Consider the following 14,862-nt stretch of genomic DNA (forward strand, 5'->3'; position numbering starts at 1 on the left):
CACCAGTCATAAACGAATTGAACCCGGTGTCTTAGATGCCGGGTTCAAACTGTTTGAGCTTCTCGATGATGCGACGCTTCCGATAGAGCATCTTCCCGGTTTCGGCGATGTCTTCCATAAACGATTTGTTAAACAGCGAACCGAAAATGACACCGATGATCGGAACGGCTTGAAACAGCTTTTTCCACCCGTATTGGTCGCGGAACGTCATCATCACTTCCCGCCAGCCTTGCAGTTCGGAAAAGACGCGCCCGCGTTCATTGGAGAACGACGAAAGTTCGTCCAAAATCGCTTTTTTCCCGACGATGTCCGCCGCGGCAAACTGCAGGCATTTGACGACGAACACGCGCTCCTCTTTTTCCTTCGGGTCATATCCGTACACGATGGCGATCTCTTGCAGCGTTTTCAGCGCTAAGCCGAGAAGCGCTGGAATGTCTACCGCCAGCGTCAGCGCCCCGCCAATTCCAGTTGCCGCCCCTTGCAGCTGGGCGAACGTGACGCGCGCATCGATCAATTCATCGCAGACGCGGTCCATCGTCTCAAGCGGCAAGTGCGGCACTTCGGCAAGCGACGATACGCCAAGCTTGTCCAATACCTTTCCTTCATTCACTAAGTATTGCCCGCCGCTTTGAATATAGCTGCCCAGCTCATCAAGCAGCTGTCCGAGTTTTCGATGGACGACTTTTGGCGTCAGCTTATCGAGCACTTGAAACGGCAAGCGGCCGAGCTTTTCCCAAAACCATAGGTCTTTTTGGGAGTGTTCCCAGTGTTCGATTTGCTTTAACTCTTTTTGTAGCTGCAGTTTGGCGTCCATGTTTGGGCCTCCTGTTCCTTCTTAAATGTTAATGTTTAGGATAGGTTGATTTTAACGAATTATACGGACAAGGAGGGCATTTTGTTTCTGACAAGAAGCCTGCAGTCATGAACAAACATCAAAGTAGGAGTTTTTCATTGACGAATAGTAAAATTTTAACTAAAATATTTATTATAAGATGATCTTAAGGAGGCTCTTTCATGATTACAACCTTAAAACAACAATTTATCGAACTTTTCGGCGGCTTAGGCGAAGGCATCCGCACTTTCTTCGCCCCCGGCCGCGTCAATTTGATCGGTGAGCATACGGATTACAACGGCGGGCATGTGCTGCCGTGCGCGCTTGCGATCGGCACGTATGCGCTTGTTCGGCAGACGAAAGAGCCATTTGTCCGCTTTTATTCGCAAAACTTCCCGGAAGCGGGAGTGGTCACGGTCTCTTACGACGACTTGTCTTATCGTCGCGAACACGGTTGGGCGAACTACCCGAAAGGAATCTTGGCTGCGTTTCAAGCGCTTGGCCCGCTTGAGACCGGATTGGATATTTTGTATTACGGCACGATCCCGAACGGCGCCGGGCTGTCGTCATCGGCGTCGATTGAGCTTGTGACCGCGGTGATGCTCAACGAACTGTTCAGGCGCGGGCTTGACCAGCTGGAACTTGTGAAAATGAGCCAAAACGTAGAAAATAAATACGTTGGCGTCCATTGCGGCATTATGGATCAGTTTGTCGTCGGCATGGGGAAACAAGATTGCGCCATTCTATTGAACTGCCAGACGCTCGAGTACCGCTATTTGCCGCTCGTGCTCAACGATTGTTCGATTGTCATCGCGAACACAAACAAAAAGCGCGGCTTGGCGGACTCGGCGTACAACGAGCGGCGGGCGACGTGCGAGGCGGCTCTTGCGAAGCTGCAAAGCGTGCGGAACATCGCCTCGCTCGGCGAGCTGACAAGCGCAGAGCTGGCCCGTTATGAACATCTTCTTTCCCCGCTTGAACAAAAACGGGCCCGCCATGCGGTGACGGAAAACGAGCGGACTCTTGAAGCCGCCCGGGCGCTTGAGCGCGGAGACCTGATCCGCTTTGGCGAGTTGATGAAACAGTCGCATTTGTCGCTGCGCAATGATTACGAAGTGACAGGTGTTGAACTCGACACGCTCGTTGAAGCGGCATGGTCGCACGAAGGAACGGTCGGGGCGCGCATGACCGGAGCAGGATTTGGCGGCTGCACGGTGAACATTGTGAAAAAGGCATGCGTTCAAGATTTCATTGAACGGGTCGGAAACGCGTATGCCGAAAAAATCGGTTATGAAGCAAGCTTTTATGTCGTTGAAGTTGGTGACGGGGCGAGAGAACTCACGGAACTGGAGGAGATGAGCCGATGATTTTGGTTTGCGGAGGGGCAGGGTATATCGGCAGCCATGCGGTGTACCGTCTGCTTGAAAAAGGGGAGCGCGTGGTCGTGGTGGATAACTTGCAGACGGGGCACCGGGAGGCGGTTCACCCTGATGCGGTGTTTTGCCAAGGCGATATTCGCGACCGCGATTTTTTGCGCGAGGTGTTTCGCCAGCACGACATTGAGGCGGTCATTCATTTTGCGGCGAACTCATTGGTCGGCGAAAGCATGGAAGAGCCGCTGAAATATTACGACAACAATGTGTACGGCACACAAGTGCTGCTTGAAGTGATGAGAGAATTTGGCGTCAAGCAAATCGTCTTTTCTTCAACCGCCGCGGTGTATGGGGAGCCGAAACAAATCCCGATCGTCGAAACCGACCCGACGGAACCGACGAACGCGTATGGAGAAACGAAGCTGGCGATGGAAAAAATGATGAAATGGGCGGACCGCGCCTATGGCATCCGCTCGATTTCGCTCCGCTACTTTAATGTCGCCGGGGCGTACGGCACGACAATCGGTGAGGACCACAACCCGGAGACGCATCTGATTCCATTGATTTTAAAAGTGCCGCTTGGCCAGCGCGAGGAAATCTACATTTTCGGCGATGACTACGACACGCCCGACGGCACGTGCATCCGCGACTACATTCATGTGCTTGATCTCGTCGATGCCCATTGGCTGGCGCTCGAGAAATTGCGGAGCGGGGCAGACAGCGATGTATACAATTTAGGCAACGGAAATGGATTTAGCGTCAAAGAAGTGATCGAAGCGGCTCGGCAAGTGACCGGACACCCGATCCCCGCCCGCGTCGTGGCGCGGCGCCCGGGCGATCCGGCGAGACTTGTCGCTTCATCGGAAAAAGCAAAGCGCGAGCTCGGCTGGGAGCCGAAATACCCGTCCATTACGGATATCGTCGCGTCGGCATGGGAATGGCATCAAGCGCGGCCAAACGGATATCGGGGTGTGTAAACATGGAAACGATTTTTGCGGCGATTGAACAACTGATCCGTTATGCCGAGCAACGCGGCCTTTTAGCGCCGGAAGATGTTGTGTACGCGCGCAACCGCCTGCTGGCAACGCTCCGACTCACGGAATGGCAGCCGGCCGAGGTCAAGGACGTTCCCTTGGCCTCGCCCGCTCCCATATTGGACGCTATGATTGATTGGGCGTACGAACAAGGATTGTTGGAAACGAATACAACGACCGAGCGCGATATATGGAATGCGAGACTGATGGACTGCGTCATGCCGCGGCCGTCGGAAGTGATCCGCGCCTTTTACGAGCGATACCGCCGCGACCCGCAGGAGGCGACGGACTGGTTTTATTCGCTGAGCCAAGCGTCCAATTACATTCAAACGGCGCGCATCGCCAACAATCAGCACTGGAAAGTGTCAACCATCTATGGAGAATTGGATATCACCATTAACTTGGCGAAGCCGGAAAAAGACCCGAAGGAAATCGCCAAATTAAAAGAGATGCCGTCATCCTCGTATCCAAAATGTGTATTATGCAAAGAAAACGAAGGGTATGAAGGAACGTGGCGTCATCCAGCCCGTTCCAATCACCGTGTCATCCCGATCACGTTATTGGATGAACAGTGGTATTTCCAATATTCTCCCTACGTGTACTATAATGAACATTGCATCGTCTTCCACGCCGAACATGTGCCGATGAAAATGGAGCGGAAGACGCTTGAGCGTTTGCTCGATTTCGTCGAAAAGTTCCCGCACTATTTCATTGGCTCGAACGCCGATTTGCCGATTGTCGGCGGCTCGATTTTAGTGCATGACCATTTCCAGGGCGGGTGCTATACGTTTGCGATGGAAAAGGCGGAGATCGAAGAGTGTATCCCGCTTCCATCGTTTCCGTCGGTCACAGCCGGCATAGTGCGCTGGCCGATGTCCGTCATCCGTTTGACTGGACCAAAAGAGGACGTGTTGGATGCGGCTGCCTTTTTGTATGAAACATGGCGGACGTACAGCGACTCAAGTGTCGAGATTATGGCCTACAGCGGCGATGTTCCGCATAACACGATCACCCCGATCGCCCGGCGGCGCGGCGATTTGTTTGAGTTGGACATTGTTTTGCGCAACAATCGGACATCAGCGGAACATCCGTACGGCATTTTCCATCCGCATGAAGAATTGCATCATATTAAAAAAGAAAATATCGGCTTGATCGAAGTGATGGGGCTGGCGGTGCTGCCGGCACGGCTTGCCGTGGAACTGGAGACGCTGGCCGATTATCTCGTGCATCGGACAAAAAAAGAAGACTGGGACGAGTCGATGCATAAACATTGGGATTGGTGCGAAGCCATTTACTCGGCCTATCCGGACATCACGAAGGACAACGTCCATGACATTTTGCGGCACGAAGTCGGGCAACGGTTTGTGACCGTGTTGGAACATGCCGGGGTGTTTAAGCGGGACAAGCGAGGGAAGGACGCGTTTCGCCGCTTTATGCAGCACGCTGTGGAGCGCATGTCGTCTCTTGTTTAAATGCGGCGAAAAAACGCGTTTCATATGAAACATAAGGAAGGGATTGCAAACAGACTATGGCTACGTTAAAAGAAATCGCGGAAAAAGTCGGCGTTTCGGTCGCGACGGTGTCGCGCGTGCTTAATTACGATACGACGCTGTCCGTTTCCGATGAAACGAGAAGGCGCATTTTTGAAGTCGCCCAAGAGCTGAACTACAAAACATTGCGGGAACGAAGCCAGCAAGCGCGCGAATCGTTTCGCTTCGGGCTCATTCACTGGTATTCGGAGCGCCAGGAAATCGATGACCCCTATTATATGGCGATTCGCCTCGGAGTGGAAAAAGAGTGTTTTGACCGCGGCATCGAACTCGTCAAATTGTTTAAACAGCACGGCGCCTATCCGATCGAACGGATGGAGGCGCTCGATGGCATCATCGCCGTCGGAAAATTCGGGCCGAAGGAAGTCGAGGTTTTTGCCGCCGGGGCCAAACAAATTGTGTTTGTCGACTGTTCGCCTGATGAGCATCGGTTTGATTCAGTCGTCATCGACTTGCGTCAAGCGACGGTGACAGTGCTTGATTATTTGCTTCGGTTGGGGCATACGAAAATTGGCTATATCGGCGGCCGTGAATATGTCGACGGGGAAACGCCGATCCGCGATGAGCGCGAAGCGGCGTTTTACGAATATTTGTATGTCAAAGGGCTGTATGATTCCCGCTATGTATGGATCGGTGCCTTCACTGCTGAAGATGGCTATCGGCTGATGAAAGAAGCTGTTTCAGGCGGCGACTTGCCGACGGCGTTTTTCATTGCCAGTGATTCGATGGCGATTGGCGCCCTGCGTGCGCTGCATGAAGCCGGGATCGCTGTTCCGGAAGAGGCGGCGATTGTCGGATTCAATGATATTCCGACGGCAGCATTTCTTCACCCGCCGCTTTCGACGGTGAAAGTATACACAGAATTTATGGGTGAAACAGCGGTTGAGCTGCTCATCGAACGGTTGACGACGAAACGAGCGATTTGCAAAAAGGTCGTCGTGCCGACAGAGCTCGTCATCCGCTCAAGCAGCGAGGGCAACGAAAAGGGGAGCGGTCGATAAGCCGCTCCCTTCTGCATTAATGGAACTCGATATCAACGCGTTTTTTCGTTCCTGTCGTTGTTTTCGGGATATGAATGTCAAGCACGCCGTTTTTGTACGTCGCGCGAATGTTTTCCGTCGCCGCATCCGCCGGCAGGGTGATCGAACGCTGGAAGCGACCAAAGAAGCGTTCGCGCCGGTGCATTTGTTCTTCTCTTACATCGTGGTGGCGTTGAATCGTGCCGCTGATGGTCAACATGTTGTTCTGCACGTCAATGTGCACATCCTCTTTCCGCTCCAGCCCCGGTAAATCGCACGAAACGACGTATTCGTTGGCCGTTTCATGCATGTCGATGCGCGGCATCCAGTGCTGCTCATCCATATGAGTGAACAGCGATGGAAAATCACTAGCAAAAAAGCGGTTCATATCCCGGCGAATCGATTCCAAGTGCCGGAACGGGTCATACGGAATTAACGCCATAACTGCCATCCTCCTTAACAAGAAATGTTTTTTCGCTCAGTAGTGTGAACCGGATTCGTCTGTTTTATGTATGATTGGCTTGCAATTGTTCCATCACCGTCAAATACGCTTGAATGAGTGCTACTTTCATGCCATCCGGCAAGTCAGAAGCGGCCACCCGCTTAACGGCGTAATAAAACTTCACTTCGGACGATTGCCGCACGCGCGGATGCGTCCATTCATCGCGCAACTCTTGCCTTATCGTTTCATACAAAAGAGTTTGGCTTTCTTGTTCATCAAGCGGTCCGGCCGCCAGCGATCGGTTCGGCCAAAGTCGGCGGTAGCCGTCAAGCAGTGCAGAAAATGGATAGGTCACGGCTGTTTCCCTCCTTAAAAAATATACATAGCGATCCTCGAGGTCTGCTCCTTGCAACATATTCTTTTTAAGAAATTATATCATACAGCAGTCGAAGCGATTCGGGAGGCCAAGTCGAATGTAGATAGTGGGGGCTGGTTTCGTTTGCTGTCGTTGTAAGGCAGCCCAACCGTGGGACGCACGGGGATGGCTTGGTTGACAGCCTGCCGTGGGGCGGGTGTTCCCAAGAATCTCCCACCTCTAAGCGTTAGCGTAGGTGGGAGAGCGTTCAACCTAAAAAAGTAGTTGACATAAGGTGAGATAGTGTATAAAATAAAAATCGCCGCTTCGACGGAATGTCGGAGTGCAACGATCGAACAATCATGAAATAAAAAAACTATTGACAAATAGTTAACACTGCGTATAATGAATAATTGCCGCGACGAAATGACGCGGTAATAATTAGAAGAGAATCAGTAGTTGACATTTTTGAAAGATTGTTTATAATAGTAACTGTCGTTCCTTGAAAACTGAACGAAACGAAGCGCGAAAGAAAAGCGAAGGCCGCTTTGGCCGAAGCTGGACAATACGGAAAAGCTGAGGCCCGCGGGTCGCCGCGATGGGCAAATGTTCTTCGCCTGCAGGGATTTACAATCCCGAAGGCGAAGGTTATTTGACCCCGAGCGGCGGCGGGCTGAAGCTGGACAATGCGAAAAGCCAATCAACTTTCTTTGGAGAGTTTGATCCTGGCTCAGGACGAACGCTGGCGGCGTGCCTAATACATGCAAGTCGAGCGGACCAAATCGGAGCTTGCTCTGGTTTGGTCAGCGGCGGACGGGTGAGTAACACGTGGGCAACCTGCCCGCAAGACCGGGATAACTCCGGGAAACCGGAGCTAATACCGGATAACACCGAAGACCGCATGGTCTTTGGTTGAAAGGCGGCCTTTGGCTGTCACTTGCGGATGGGCCCGCGGCGCATTAGCTAGTTGGTGAGGTAACGGCTCACCAAGGCGACGATGCGTAGCCGGCCTGAGAGGGTGACCGGCCACACTGGGACTGAGACACGGCCCAGACTCCTACGGGAGGCAGCAGTAGGGAATCTTCCGCAATGGGCGAAAGCCTGACGGAGCGACGCCGCGTGAGCGAAGAAGGCCTTCGGGTCGTAAAGCTCTGTTGTGAGGGACGAAGGAGCGCCGTTCGAAGAGGGCGGCGCGGTGACGGTACCTCACGAGGAAGCCCCGGCTAACTACGTGCCAGCAGCCGCGGTAATACGTAGGGGGCGAGCGTTGTCCGGAATTATTGGGCGTAAAGCGCGCGCAGGCGGTCCCTTAAGTCTGATGTGAAAGCCCACGGCTCAACCGTGGAGGGTCATTGGAAACTGGGGGACTTGAGTGCAGGAGAGGAGAGCGGAATTCCACGTGTAGCGGTGAAATGCGTAGAGATGTGGAGGAACACCAGTGGCGAAGGCGGCTCTCTGGCCTGCAACTGACGCTGAGGCGCGAAAGCGTGGGGAGCAAACAGGATTAGATACCCTGGTAGTCCACGCCGTAAACGATGAGTGCTAAGTGTTAGAGGGGTCACACCCTTTAGTGCTGCAGCTAACGCGATAAGCACTCCGCCTGGGGAGTACGGCCGCAAGGCTGAAACTCAAAGGAATTGACGGGGGCCCGCACAAGCGGTGGAGCATGTGGTTTAATTCGAAGCAACGCGAAGAACCTTACCAGGTCTTGACATCCCCTGACAACCCAAGAGATTGGGCGTTCCCCCTTCGGGGGGACAGGGTGACAGGTGGTGCATGGTTGTCGTCAGCTCGTGTCGTGAGATGTTGGGTTAAGTCCCGCAACGAGCGCAACCCTCGCCTCTAGTTGCCAGCACGAAGGTGGGCACTCTAGAGGGACTGCCGGCGACAAGTCGGAGGAAGGTGGGGATGACGTCAAATCATCATGCCCCTTATGACCTGGGCTACACACGTGCTACAATGGGCGGTACAAAGGGCTGCGAACCCGCGAGGGGGAGCGAATCCCAAAAAGCCGCTCTCAGTTCGGATTGCAGGCTGCAACTCGCCTGCATGAAGCCGGAATCGCTAGTAATCGCGGATCAGCATGCCGCGGTGAATACGTTCCCGGGCCTTGTACACACCGCCCGTCACACCACGAGAGCTTGCAACACCCGAAGTCGGTGAGGCAACCCGCAAGGGAGCCAGCCGCCGAAGGTGGGGCAAGTGATTGGGGTGAAGTCGTAACAAGGTAGCCGTACCGGAAGGTGCGGCTGGATCACCTCCTTTCTAAGGACGAAGAAAAGCGGAAGCGCCGTAATTTCGCCTAAAGGCAGCCCGCGTCCTGCGGGCAACGGCGAAATATCGCCATCCTGGCGATCTCGAAGCCAAATGTTCTTCACCCGTTGGGGTGCTTGCACCCCGAGGGGGGAAGGTTATTTGGCAGAAGAGAGCCAGGCGCTGGAGCTAGACATCAGTCGTTATTCAAAGCAAAACGCGCTTCTGTTTCGTTCAGTTTTGAAGGAATGAGGATTCCTTCAAGTGTTTTGCGTCTGCGTCTACAAGTGAATTCAGAGAAGCTGGATTCCTCGACGCAAGACTGCAGAGAAGTGAATTCAATGAAGTAGTCTCGTTCCTTGAAAACTAGATAACCGATAAAGCAAAGGAAGAAGCCGAGAGCGCAATAGGTTAAGCTGGAAAGGGCGCACGGTGGATGCCTTGGCACTAGGAGCCGATGAAGGACGGGGCAAACGCCGAAACGCTTCGGGGAGCTGTAAGCAAGCGTTGATCCGGAGATGTCCGAATGGGGGAACCCACTGTCCGTAATGGGGCAGTATCCATGCCTGAATCCATAGGGCATGGAGGGCACACCCGGGGAACTGAAACATCTTAGTACCCGGAGGAGAAGAAAGCAACCGCGATTCCCTGAGTAGCGGCGAGCGAAACGGGAACAGCCCAAACCAAGAGGCATGTCCTCTTGGGGTTGTAGGACCGCTCACGATGGGAGTGAGAAAGGGACGGGGTAGACGAACCGGTCTGGAACGGCCGGCCAGAGAAGGTGAGAGCCCTGTAGTCGAAACTTCGTTCCCTCCCGAGCGGATCCTGAGTACGGCGGGACACGAGGAATCCCGTCGGAAGCAGGGAGGACCATCTCCCAAGGCTAAATACTCCCTAGTGACCGATAGTGCACCAGTACCGTGAGGGAAAGGTGAAAAGCACCCCGGAAGGGGAGTGAAAGAGAACCTGAAACCGTGTGCCTACAAGTAGTCAGAGCGCGTTCATGCGTGATGGCGTGCCTTTTGTAGAATGAACCGGCGAGTGACGATGGCGTGCGAGGTTAAGCCGAAGAGGCGGAGCCGCAGCGAAAGCGAGTCTGAACAGGGCGAAAAGTACGTCGTCTTCGACCCGAAACCAGGTGATCTACCCATGTCCAGGGTGAAGGCCGGGTAACACCGGCTGGAGGCCCGAACCCACGCACGTTGAAAAGTGCGGGGATGAGGTGTGGGTAGGGGTGAAATGCCAATCGAACTTGGAGATAGCTGGTTCTCCCCGAAATAGCTTTAGGGCTAGCCTCGGGTTTGAGAGTCTTGGAGGTAGAGCACTGATTGGGCTAGGGGCCCAAAACGGGTTACCGAACCCAGTCAAACTCCGAATGCCAACGACTTATGCCCGGGAGTCAGACCGCGAGTGATAAGATCCGTGGTCGAGAGGGGAACAGCCCAGACCGCCAGCTAAGGCCCCGAAGTGCACGTTCAGTGGAAAAGGATGTGGAGTTGCCGAGACAACCAGGATGTTGGCTTAGAAGCAGCCACCATTTAAAGAGTGCGTAATAGCTCACTGGTCGAGTGACTCTGCGCCGAAAATGTACCGGGGCTAAACGTGCCGCCGAAGCTGCGGGATGACCGTTGGTCATCGGTAGGGGAGCGTTCTAAGGGCAGAGAAGCCAGACCGGAAGGACTGGTGGAGCGCTTAGAAGTGAGAATGCCGGTATGAGTAGCGAAAACAGAGGTGAGAATCCTCTGCGCCGAAAGCCTAAGGGTTCCTGAGGAAGGTTCGTCCGCTCAGGGTTAGTCGGGACCTAAGCCGAGGCCGAAAGGCGTAGGTGATGGACAACAGGTTGAGATTCCTGTACCACCTTCTTCCCGTTTGAGCGATGGGGGGACGCAGGAGGATAGGGCGAGCAGGCGGCTGGAAGAGCCTGTCCAAGCCGTGAGGCTGATCCGCAGGCAAATCCGCGGATCATAAGGCCAAGCGGTGACGGCGACGGATTGATCCGGAAGTCCCCGATTTCACACTGCCAAGAAAAGCCTCTAGCGAGGGAAGAGGTGCCCGTACCGCAAACCGACACAGGTAGGCGAGGAGAGAATCCTAAGGCGCGCGGGAGAACTCTCGTTAAGGAACTCGGCAAAATGACCCCGTAACTTCGGGAGAAGGGGTGCTCTTTGGGGTGAAGAGCCCTGAAGAGCCGCAGTGAAAAGGCCCAAGCGACTGTTTATCAAAAACACAGGTCTCTGCGAAGCCGAAAGGCGACGTATAGGGGCTGACACCTGCCCGGTGCTGGAAGGTTAAGGGGAGCGCTTAGCGGAAGCGAAGGTGCGAACCGAAGCCCCAGTAAACGGCGGCCGTAACTATAACGGTCCTAAGGTAGCGAAATTCCTTGTCGGGTAAGTTCCGACCCGCACGAAAGGTGTAACGACTTGGGCGCTGTCTCAACGAGAGACCCGGTGAAATTATACTACCTGTGAAGATGCAGGTTACCCGCGACAGGACGGAAAGACCCCGTGGAGCTTTACTGCAGCCTGATATGGAATTTTGGTATCGCTTGTACAGGATAGGTGGGAGCCTGGGAAGCCGGAGCGCCAGCTTCGGTGGAGGCGACGGTGGGATACCACCCTGGCGGTATTGAAATTCTAACCCGCACCCCTTAGCGGGGTGGGAGACAGTGTCAGGTGGGCAGTTTGACTGGGGCGGTCGCCTCCCAAAAGGTAACGGAGGCGCCCAAAGGTTCCCTCAGAATGGTTGGAAATCATTCGGAGAGTGCAAAGGCACAAGGGAGCTTGACTGCGAGACGGACAGGTCGAGCAGGGACGAAAGTCGGGCTTAGTGATCCGGTGGTTCCGCATGGAAGGGCCATCGCTCAACGGATAAAAGCTACCCCGGGGATAACAGGCTGATCTCCCCCAAGAGTCCACATCGACGGGGAGGTTTGGCACCTCGATGTCGGCTCATCGCATCCTGGGGCTGTAGTCGGTCCCAAGGGTTGGGCTGTTCGCCCATTAAAGCGGTACGCGAGCTGGGTTCAGAACGTCGTGAGACAGTTCGGTCCCTATCCGTCGCGGGCGGAGGAAATTTGAGAGGAGCTGTCCTTAGTACGAGAGGACCGGGATGGACGCACCGCTGGTGTACCAGTTGTCCCGCCAGGGGCACCGCTGGGTAGCTATGTGCGGACGGGATAAGCGCTGAAAGCATCTAAGCGTGAAGCCCCCCTCAAGATGAGATTTCCCACCGCGCAAAGCGGGTAAGATCCCTCGAAGATGACGAGGTCGATAGGTCCGAGGTGGAAGCGTGGCGACACGTGGAGCTGACGGATACTAATCGATCGAGGGCTTGACCTATAAGCGGCTTCTTCCGACGGTTATCTAGTTTTGAAGGAATGAATTCTTCTCATGATGCGGAAGTAGTTCAGTGGTAGAACACCACCTTGCCAAGGTGGGGGTCGCGGGTTCGAGTCCCGTCTTCCGCTTTTCCATCATGCGCTCGTAGCTCAATTGGATAGAGCATCTGACTACGGATCAGAAGGTTAGGGGTTCGAATCCTCTCGAGCGCGTTTATTAACTAACTTCAAAAAAAGATATTGACAAAAAAAACAATTAGCGATTATATTTTTATTGCAGTCGTTTCTAAGACAAGTCCTAATGATATTGATCATGCGGGTGTAGTTTAATGGTAAAACCTCAGCTTCCCAAGCTGAAGTCGTGGGTTCGATTCCCATCACCCGCTTTCCTTTATTTTATCGTGAATATCGTATGGATATTGTTCCAGCAGCTCAGCTGGATAGGGCAACGAGCAAAGTCATCTTCGAAATGGCTACGAGTTGTCCTGATGCACCAAGCTTCCTTGAGTAGGCTTGTAGAGGAAGGGACAGCGGGAATGTTGGGGTGTCCTGTTGATTATGTCCCAGCAGCTCAGTAGGATAGAGCAACGAGCAATAGCTTCTTTGAAACAACTGCGAGTTGCCCCGACGCATCGGGCTTCTTCGAATCGGCTTGTAGAGGAAGGGGCAGCGGAATAATGAGAGTGTCATCATGATTACTATGTCCCAGTAGCTCAGTAGGATAGAGCAGCGGCCTTCTAAGCCGTCGGTCGGGAGTTCGAGTCTCTCCTGGGACGCCACTTACATACGATTCGTTCCGGTTAAAATCCTCAAAACCCTTGATACGATCGCGTTTGCGGTCGTTTTTCATTTTTTGGGAATCCCGAAAAAAACGATAGGATCCGAAAAAATTTTGCACGAATTTTGCACGGTGATCACAGGGCATTATAGAGTTCCATCATGGTTTGATCTACCTGCCGCGATTCTTTTTGTTCCTTCTCGTCTATGATGTGAGAGTAGAAATCTTCATTTGAAAGAGCGTGCAAACGTTCCGAAAGAATGTGCAAAATCCAGAATAATCCGTAAAAATTTTGCACATGATTTCCGAATCCTCCTGAAATAATTTGAAAAAGGGATTCTGAAATAATGTGCTAATTTACATTAAGATATTATGAAGAGAATGTTAATTATATTTGTATTATAATTATAAATATTGAATAAAAAAATGATTAGTGTTATTATTTGTATTGAAGGAAATATTAAGTAATTTTGGGAGGTGGTTCTATGTTAACTAAGACAGGAATTGCTCTAGATCAGGTCGAAATGAGGTGTCCATTAAAAAAGGAGAGATGAATATATGCTAAGTAGTTTTTTTGCTTCGGTTCTTCTTGGCTTATCTTTATCAATTCCGATTGGTCCTATTAACATAGAAATGGTGAAGCGGGGAATAAAGTACGGATTTTTTCATTCATGGGTTGTCGGATTGGGAGGAATGTCAGCGGATATAGTACTAATGTTTGCCATCTTTTTTGGCTTATCCGTTTTTTAACAAAATCTGTTGTACAGCTCATCATGTGGTTTTCTGGTTTCTTCATTTTGTGTTATTTGGGTTATGATAGCATAAAGGAGGCATTTAAAAAGGTTGAAATAACCGGAGAGGTTAACAAAGAAGGTTTATTCAAATCATATCTTTCTGGCTTCTTTATAGCTATATCGAATCCACTTAATATTGTTTTTTGGGTTAGCATCTATGGATCTGTATTAGCGATGGAATTGAATTCTATTGAAAGGTATCATGCACTTGCTAAAAGTAGTGCGATATTTCTGGGGATCGCATTATGGGATTTTACAGTAGCACTCTCTGTACATTTGGGAAGAAAAATGATAAGTCAAAAGTGGCTAAAATGGTTATCTGTTGCTGCAGGGATTTCTTTGATTGGATTTGGTATAAGCTTTGGATATAGAGCCTTTAAAACGTTGCTACATATGATATAATTTTTGGCATCAAAAGATACCTCGATCAATACGATTACTTGATTGTGTTCTGTTTGAATTTCCCATACTTTTGGCCACGCTAGATATGCGAACAACGGTGTATTTTAAAGACGGTATAGCTGTCATACAAGCTAATGATACTGGCGAAATTGTTAGTATTGTTACTAGAAGCCCGGTGAAAAACGGGGCGTTGCGGGCAAATCAACGGCGTTGGATCAGAATCGCAAGCCCGTTTGTCAAAGTTTCTCTAATTGAAAAATAGGTGGGCCATCAACCTTCTTCACTAAATCACCAGCTTTCTAGAAAGAATCCAAAAAAAGATTGGAGGGAAATCGATGGATGATTTGTTGCAGTGCATCGAAGACGATCTTGAAGGAAATTTGCCGCCAGAGCAATTTTCTTATGATTTTCCTGCTATATATGCATCTTATTTCGATGATGGAGATTTAGACGAAAAGTACATCGACGCGTTTGATGATATTTCGGAAGCGTGCGACTGGTATGAGCCTAACCCTCTTCATAGAGAGGACGACGATGAGTATATCGGAGAAGAAGAGCTGAGGAACAAAGTAGAGGAAAAATATCAAACGATTAAGAAATTGTCGACGAGAAGCACTTAACCTACTCGAATGGTTACGTGCTTTTTTATTTTCCCTCGTCTTTTTAGCATTTGTAGACGTAAAAGAACAAAGT

General features: G+C 51.8%; 8 protein-coding genes, 4 tRNA genes, 2 rRNA genes and 1 pseudogene. 12 read left to right on the top strand and 3 right to left on the bottom strand.

The window, feature by feature from the left end; all coding sequences use genetic code 11:
* Window positions 1-31: 31 nt before the first annotated feature.
* On the bottom strand, window positions 32-814 hold the full coding sequence (locus CWI35_RS17695; RefSeq protein ID WP_119877967.1) for an EcsC family protein: 783 nt from the start codon (window positions 812-814) through the stop codon (window positions 32-34).
* A gap of 200 nt (window positions 815-1,014) precedes the next feature.
* On the opposite strand from CWI35_RS17695, the gene CWI35_RS17700 reads away from it, so the two are divergent.
* From CWI35_RS17700 to CWI35_RS17715, 4 genes are read left to right on the top strand one after another with little or no spacing between them, the layout of a single operon-like run.
* Window positions 1,015-2,199: a galactokinase gene (locus CWI35_RS17700; protein ID WP_119877968.1), complete on the top strand. Its 1,185-nt coding sequence runs from the start codon at window positions 1,015-1,017 to the stop codon at window positions 2,197-2,199.
* Window positions 2,196-3,182, top strand: a complete 987-nt coding sequence (gene galE, locus CWI35_RS17705; protein ID WP_011231634.1) for a UDP-glucose 4-epimerase GalE — start codon at window positions 2,196-2,198, stop codon at window positions 3,180-3,182. Before CWI35_RS17700 ends, galE begins: the two co-directional genes overlap by 4 nt.
* Before the next feature lie 2 nt (window positions 3,183-3,184).
* Window positions 3,185-4,711 carry a UDP-glucose--hexose-1-phosphate uridylyltransferase gene (gene galT / locus CWI35_RS17710; RefSeq protein WP_119877969.1) on the top strand — a complete coding sequence of 509 codons (1,527 nt, stop codon included), beginning with the start codon at window positions 3,185-3,187 and terminating at the stop codon, window positions 4,709-4,711.
* Between the two features lie 56 nt (window positions 4,712-4,767).
* On the top strand, window positions 4,768-5,790 hold the full coding sequence (locus CWI35_RS17715) for a LacI family DNA-binding transcriptional regulator (RefSeq protein WP_042382431.1): 1,023 nt from the start codon (window positions 4,768-4,770) through the stop codon (window positions 5,788-5,790).
* Between the two features lie 16 nt (window positions 5,791-5,806).
* On the opposite strand, the gene CWI35_RS17720 is transcribed toward CWI35_RS17715, so the two are convergent.
* Together CWI35_RS17720 and CWI35_RS17725 are read right to left on the bottom strand one after the other, a co-directional pair.
* The gene (locus tag CWI35_RS17720) at window positions 5,807-6,250 is read right to left on the bottom strand and encodes an Hsp20/alpha crystallin family protein (RefSeq protein ID WP_011231631.1); all 444 of its coding nucleotides are present in this window, start codon (window positions 6,248-6,250) and stop codon (window positions 5,807-5,809) included.
* Between the two features lie 64 nt (window positions 6,251-6,314).
* Window positions 6,315-6,605, bottom strand: a complete 291-nt coding sequence (locus tag CWI35_RS17725; RefSeq protein WP_011231630.1) for a hypothetical protein — start codon at window positions 6,603-6,605, stop codon at window positions 6,315-6,317.
* 707 nt (window positions 6,606-7,312) lie between these two features.
* Between CWI35_RS17725 and CWI35_RS17730 the strand changes: the two genes are divergently transcribed.
* From CWI35_RS17730 to CWI35_RS17770, 8 genes and pseudogenes are all read left to right on the top strand, one after another.
* A 16S ribosomal RNA gene (locus CWI35_RS17730) occupies window positions 7,313-8,870 on the top strand.
* A gap of 397 nt (window positions 8,871-9,267) precedes the next feature.
* Window positions 9,268-12,196 (top strand): 23S ribosomal RNA (locus CWI35_RS17735).
* Together the 16S and 23S rRNA genes with 4 tRNA genes alongside form the textbook arrangement of a ribosomal RNA operon.
* A 56-nt stretch (window positions 12,197-12,252) precedes the next feature.
* Window positions 12,253-12,324, top strand: a tRNA-Gly gene (locus CWI35_RS17740).
* Between the two features lie 10 nt (window positions 12,325-12,334).
* A tRNA-Arg gene (locus CWI35_RS17745) sits at window positions 12,335-12,408 on the top strand.
* A gap of 102 nt (window positions 12,409-12,510) precedes the next feature.
* Window positions 12,511-12,581: transfer RNA gene (locus CWI35_RS17750), tRNA-Gly, on the top strand.
* Window positions 12,582-12,897: 316 nt separating this feature from the next.
* Window positions 12,898-12,974: transfer RNA gene (locus CWI35_RS17755), tRNA-Arg, on the top strand.
* Between the two features lie 557 nt (window positions 12,975-13,531).
* Window positions 13,532-14,169, top strand: a pseudogene (locus tag CWI35_RS17765) (LysE family translocator).
* Window positions 14,170-14,504: 335 nt separating this feature from the next.
* On the top strand, window positions 14,505-14,789 hold the full coding sequence (locus tag CWI35_RS17770) for a hypothetical protein (RefSeq protein ID WP_014196167.1): 285 nt from the start codon (window positions 14,505-14,507) through the stop codon (window positions 14,787-14,789).
* The last annotated feature ends 73 nt before the right edge of the window (window positions 14,790-14,862 follow it).

Source organism: [Bacillus] caldolyticus (assembly GCF_003595605.1).
In the GTDB taxonomy this organism is placed as follows: Bacteria; Bacillota; Bacilli; order Bacillales; family Anoxybacillaceae; genus Geobacillus; species Geobacillus thermoleovorans.

Excerpts from the sequence above, each read along its gene's own strand:
- CWI35_RS17695 (WP_119877967.1), bottom strand. The coding sequence starts at position 814 with ATGGACGCCAAACTGCAGCTACAAAAAGAGTTAAAGCAAATCGAACAC.
- CWI35_RS17700 (WP_119877968.1), top strand. The coding sequence starts at position 1,015 with ATGATTACAACCTTAAAACAACAATTTATCGAACTTTTCGGCGGCTTA.
- galE (WP_011231634.1), top strand. The coding sequence starts at position 2,196 with ATGATTTTGGTTTGCGGAGGGGCAGGGTATATCGGCAGCCATGCGGTG.
- galT (WP_119877969.1), top strand. The coding sequence starts at position 3,185 with ATGGAAACGATTTTTGCGGCGATTGAACAACTGATCCGTTATGCCGAG.
- CWI35_RS17715 (WP_042382431.1), top strand. The coding sequence starts at position 4,768 with ATGGCTACGTTAAAAGAAATCGCGGAAAAAGTCGGCGTTTCGGTCGCG.
- CWI35_RS17720 (WP_011231631.1), bottom strand. The coding sequence starts at position 6,250 with ATGGCGTTAATTCCGTATGACCCGTTCCGGCACTTGGAATCGATTCGC.
- CWI35_RS17770 (WP_014196167.1), top strand. The coding sequence starts at position 14,505 with ATGGATGATTTGTTGCAGTGCATCGAAGACGATCTTGAAGGAAATTTG.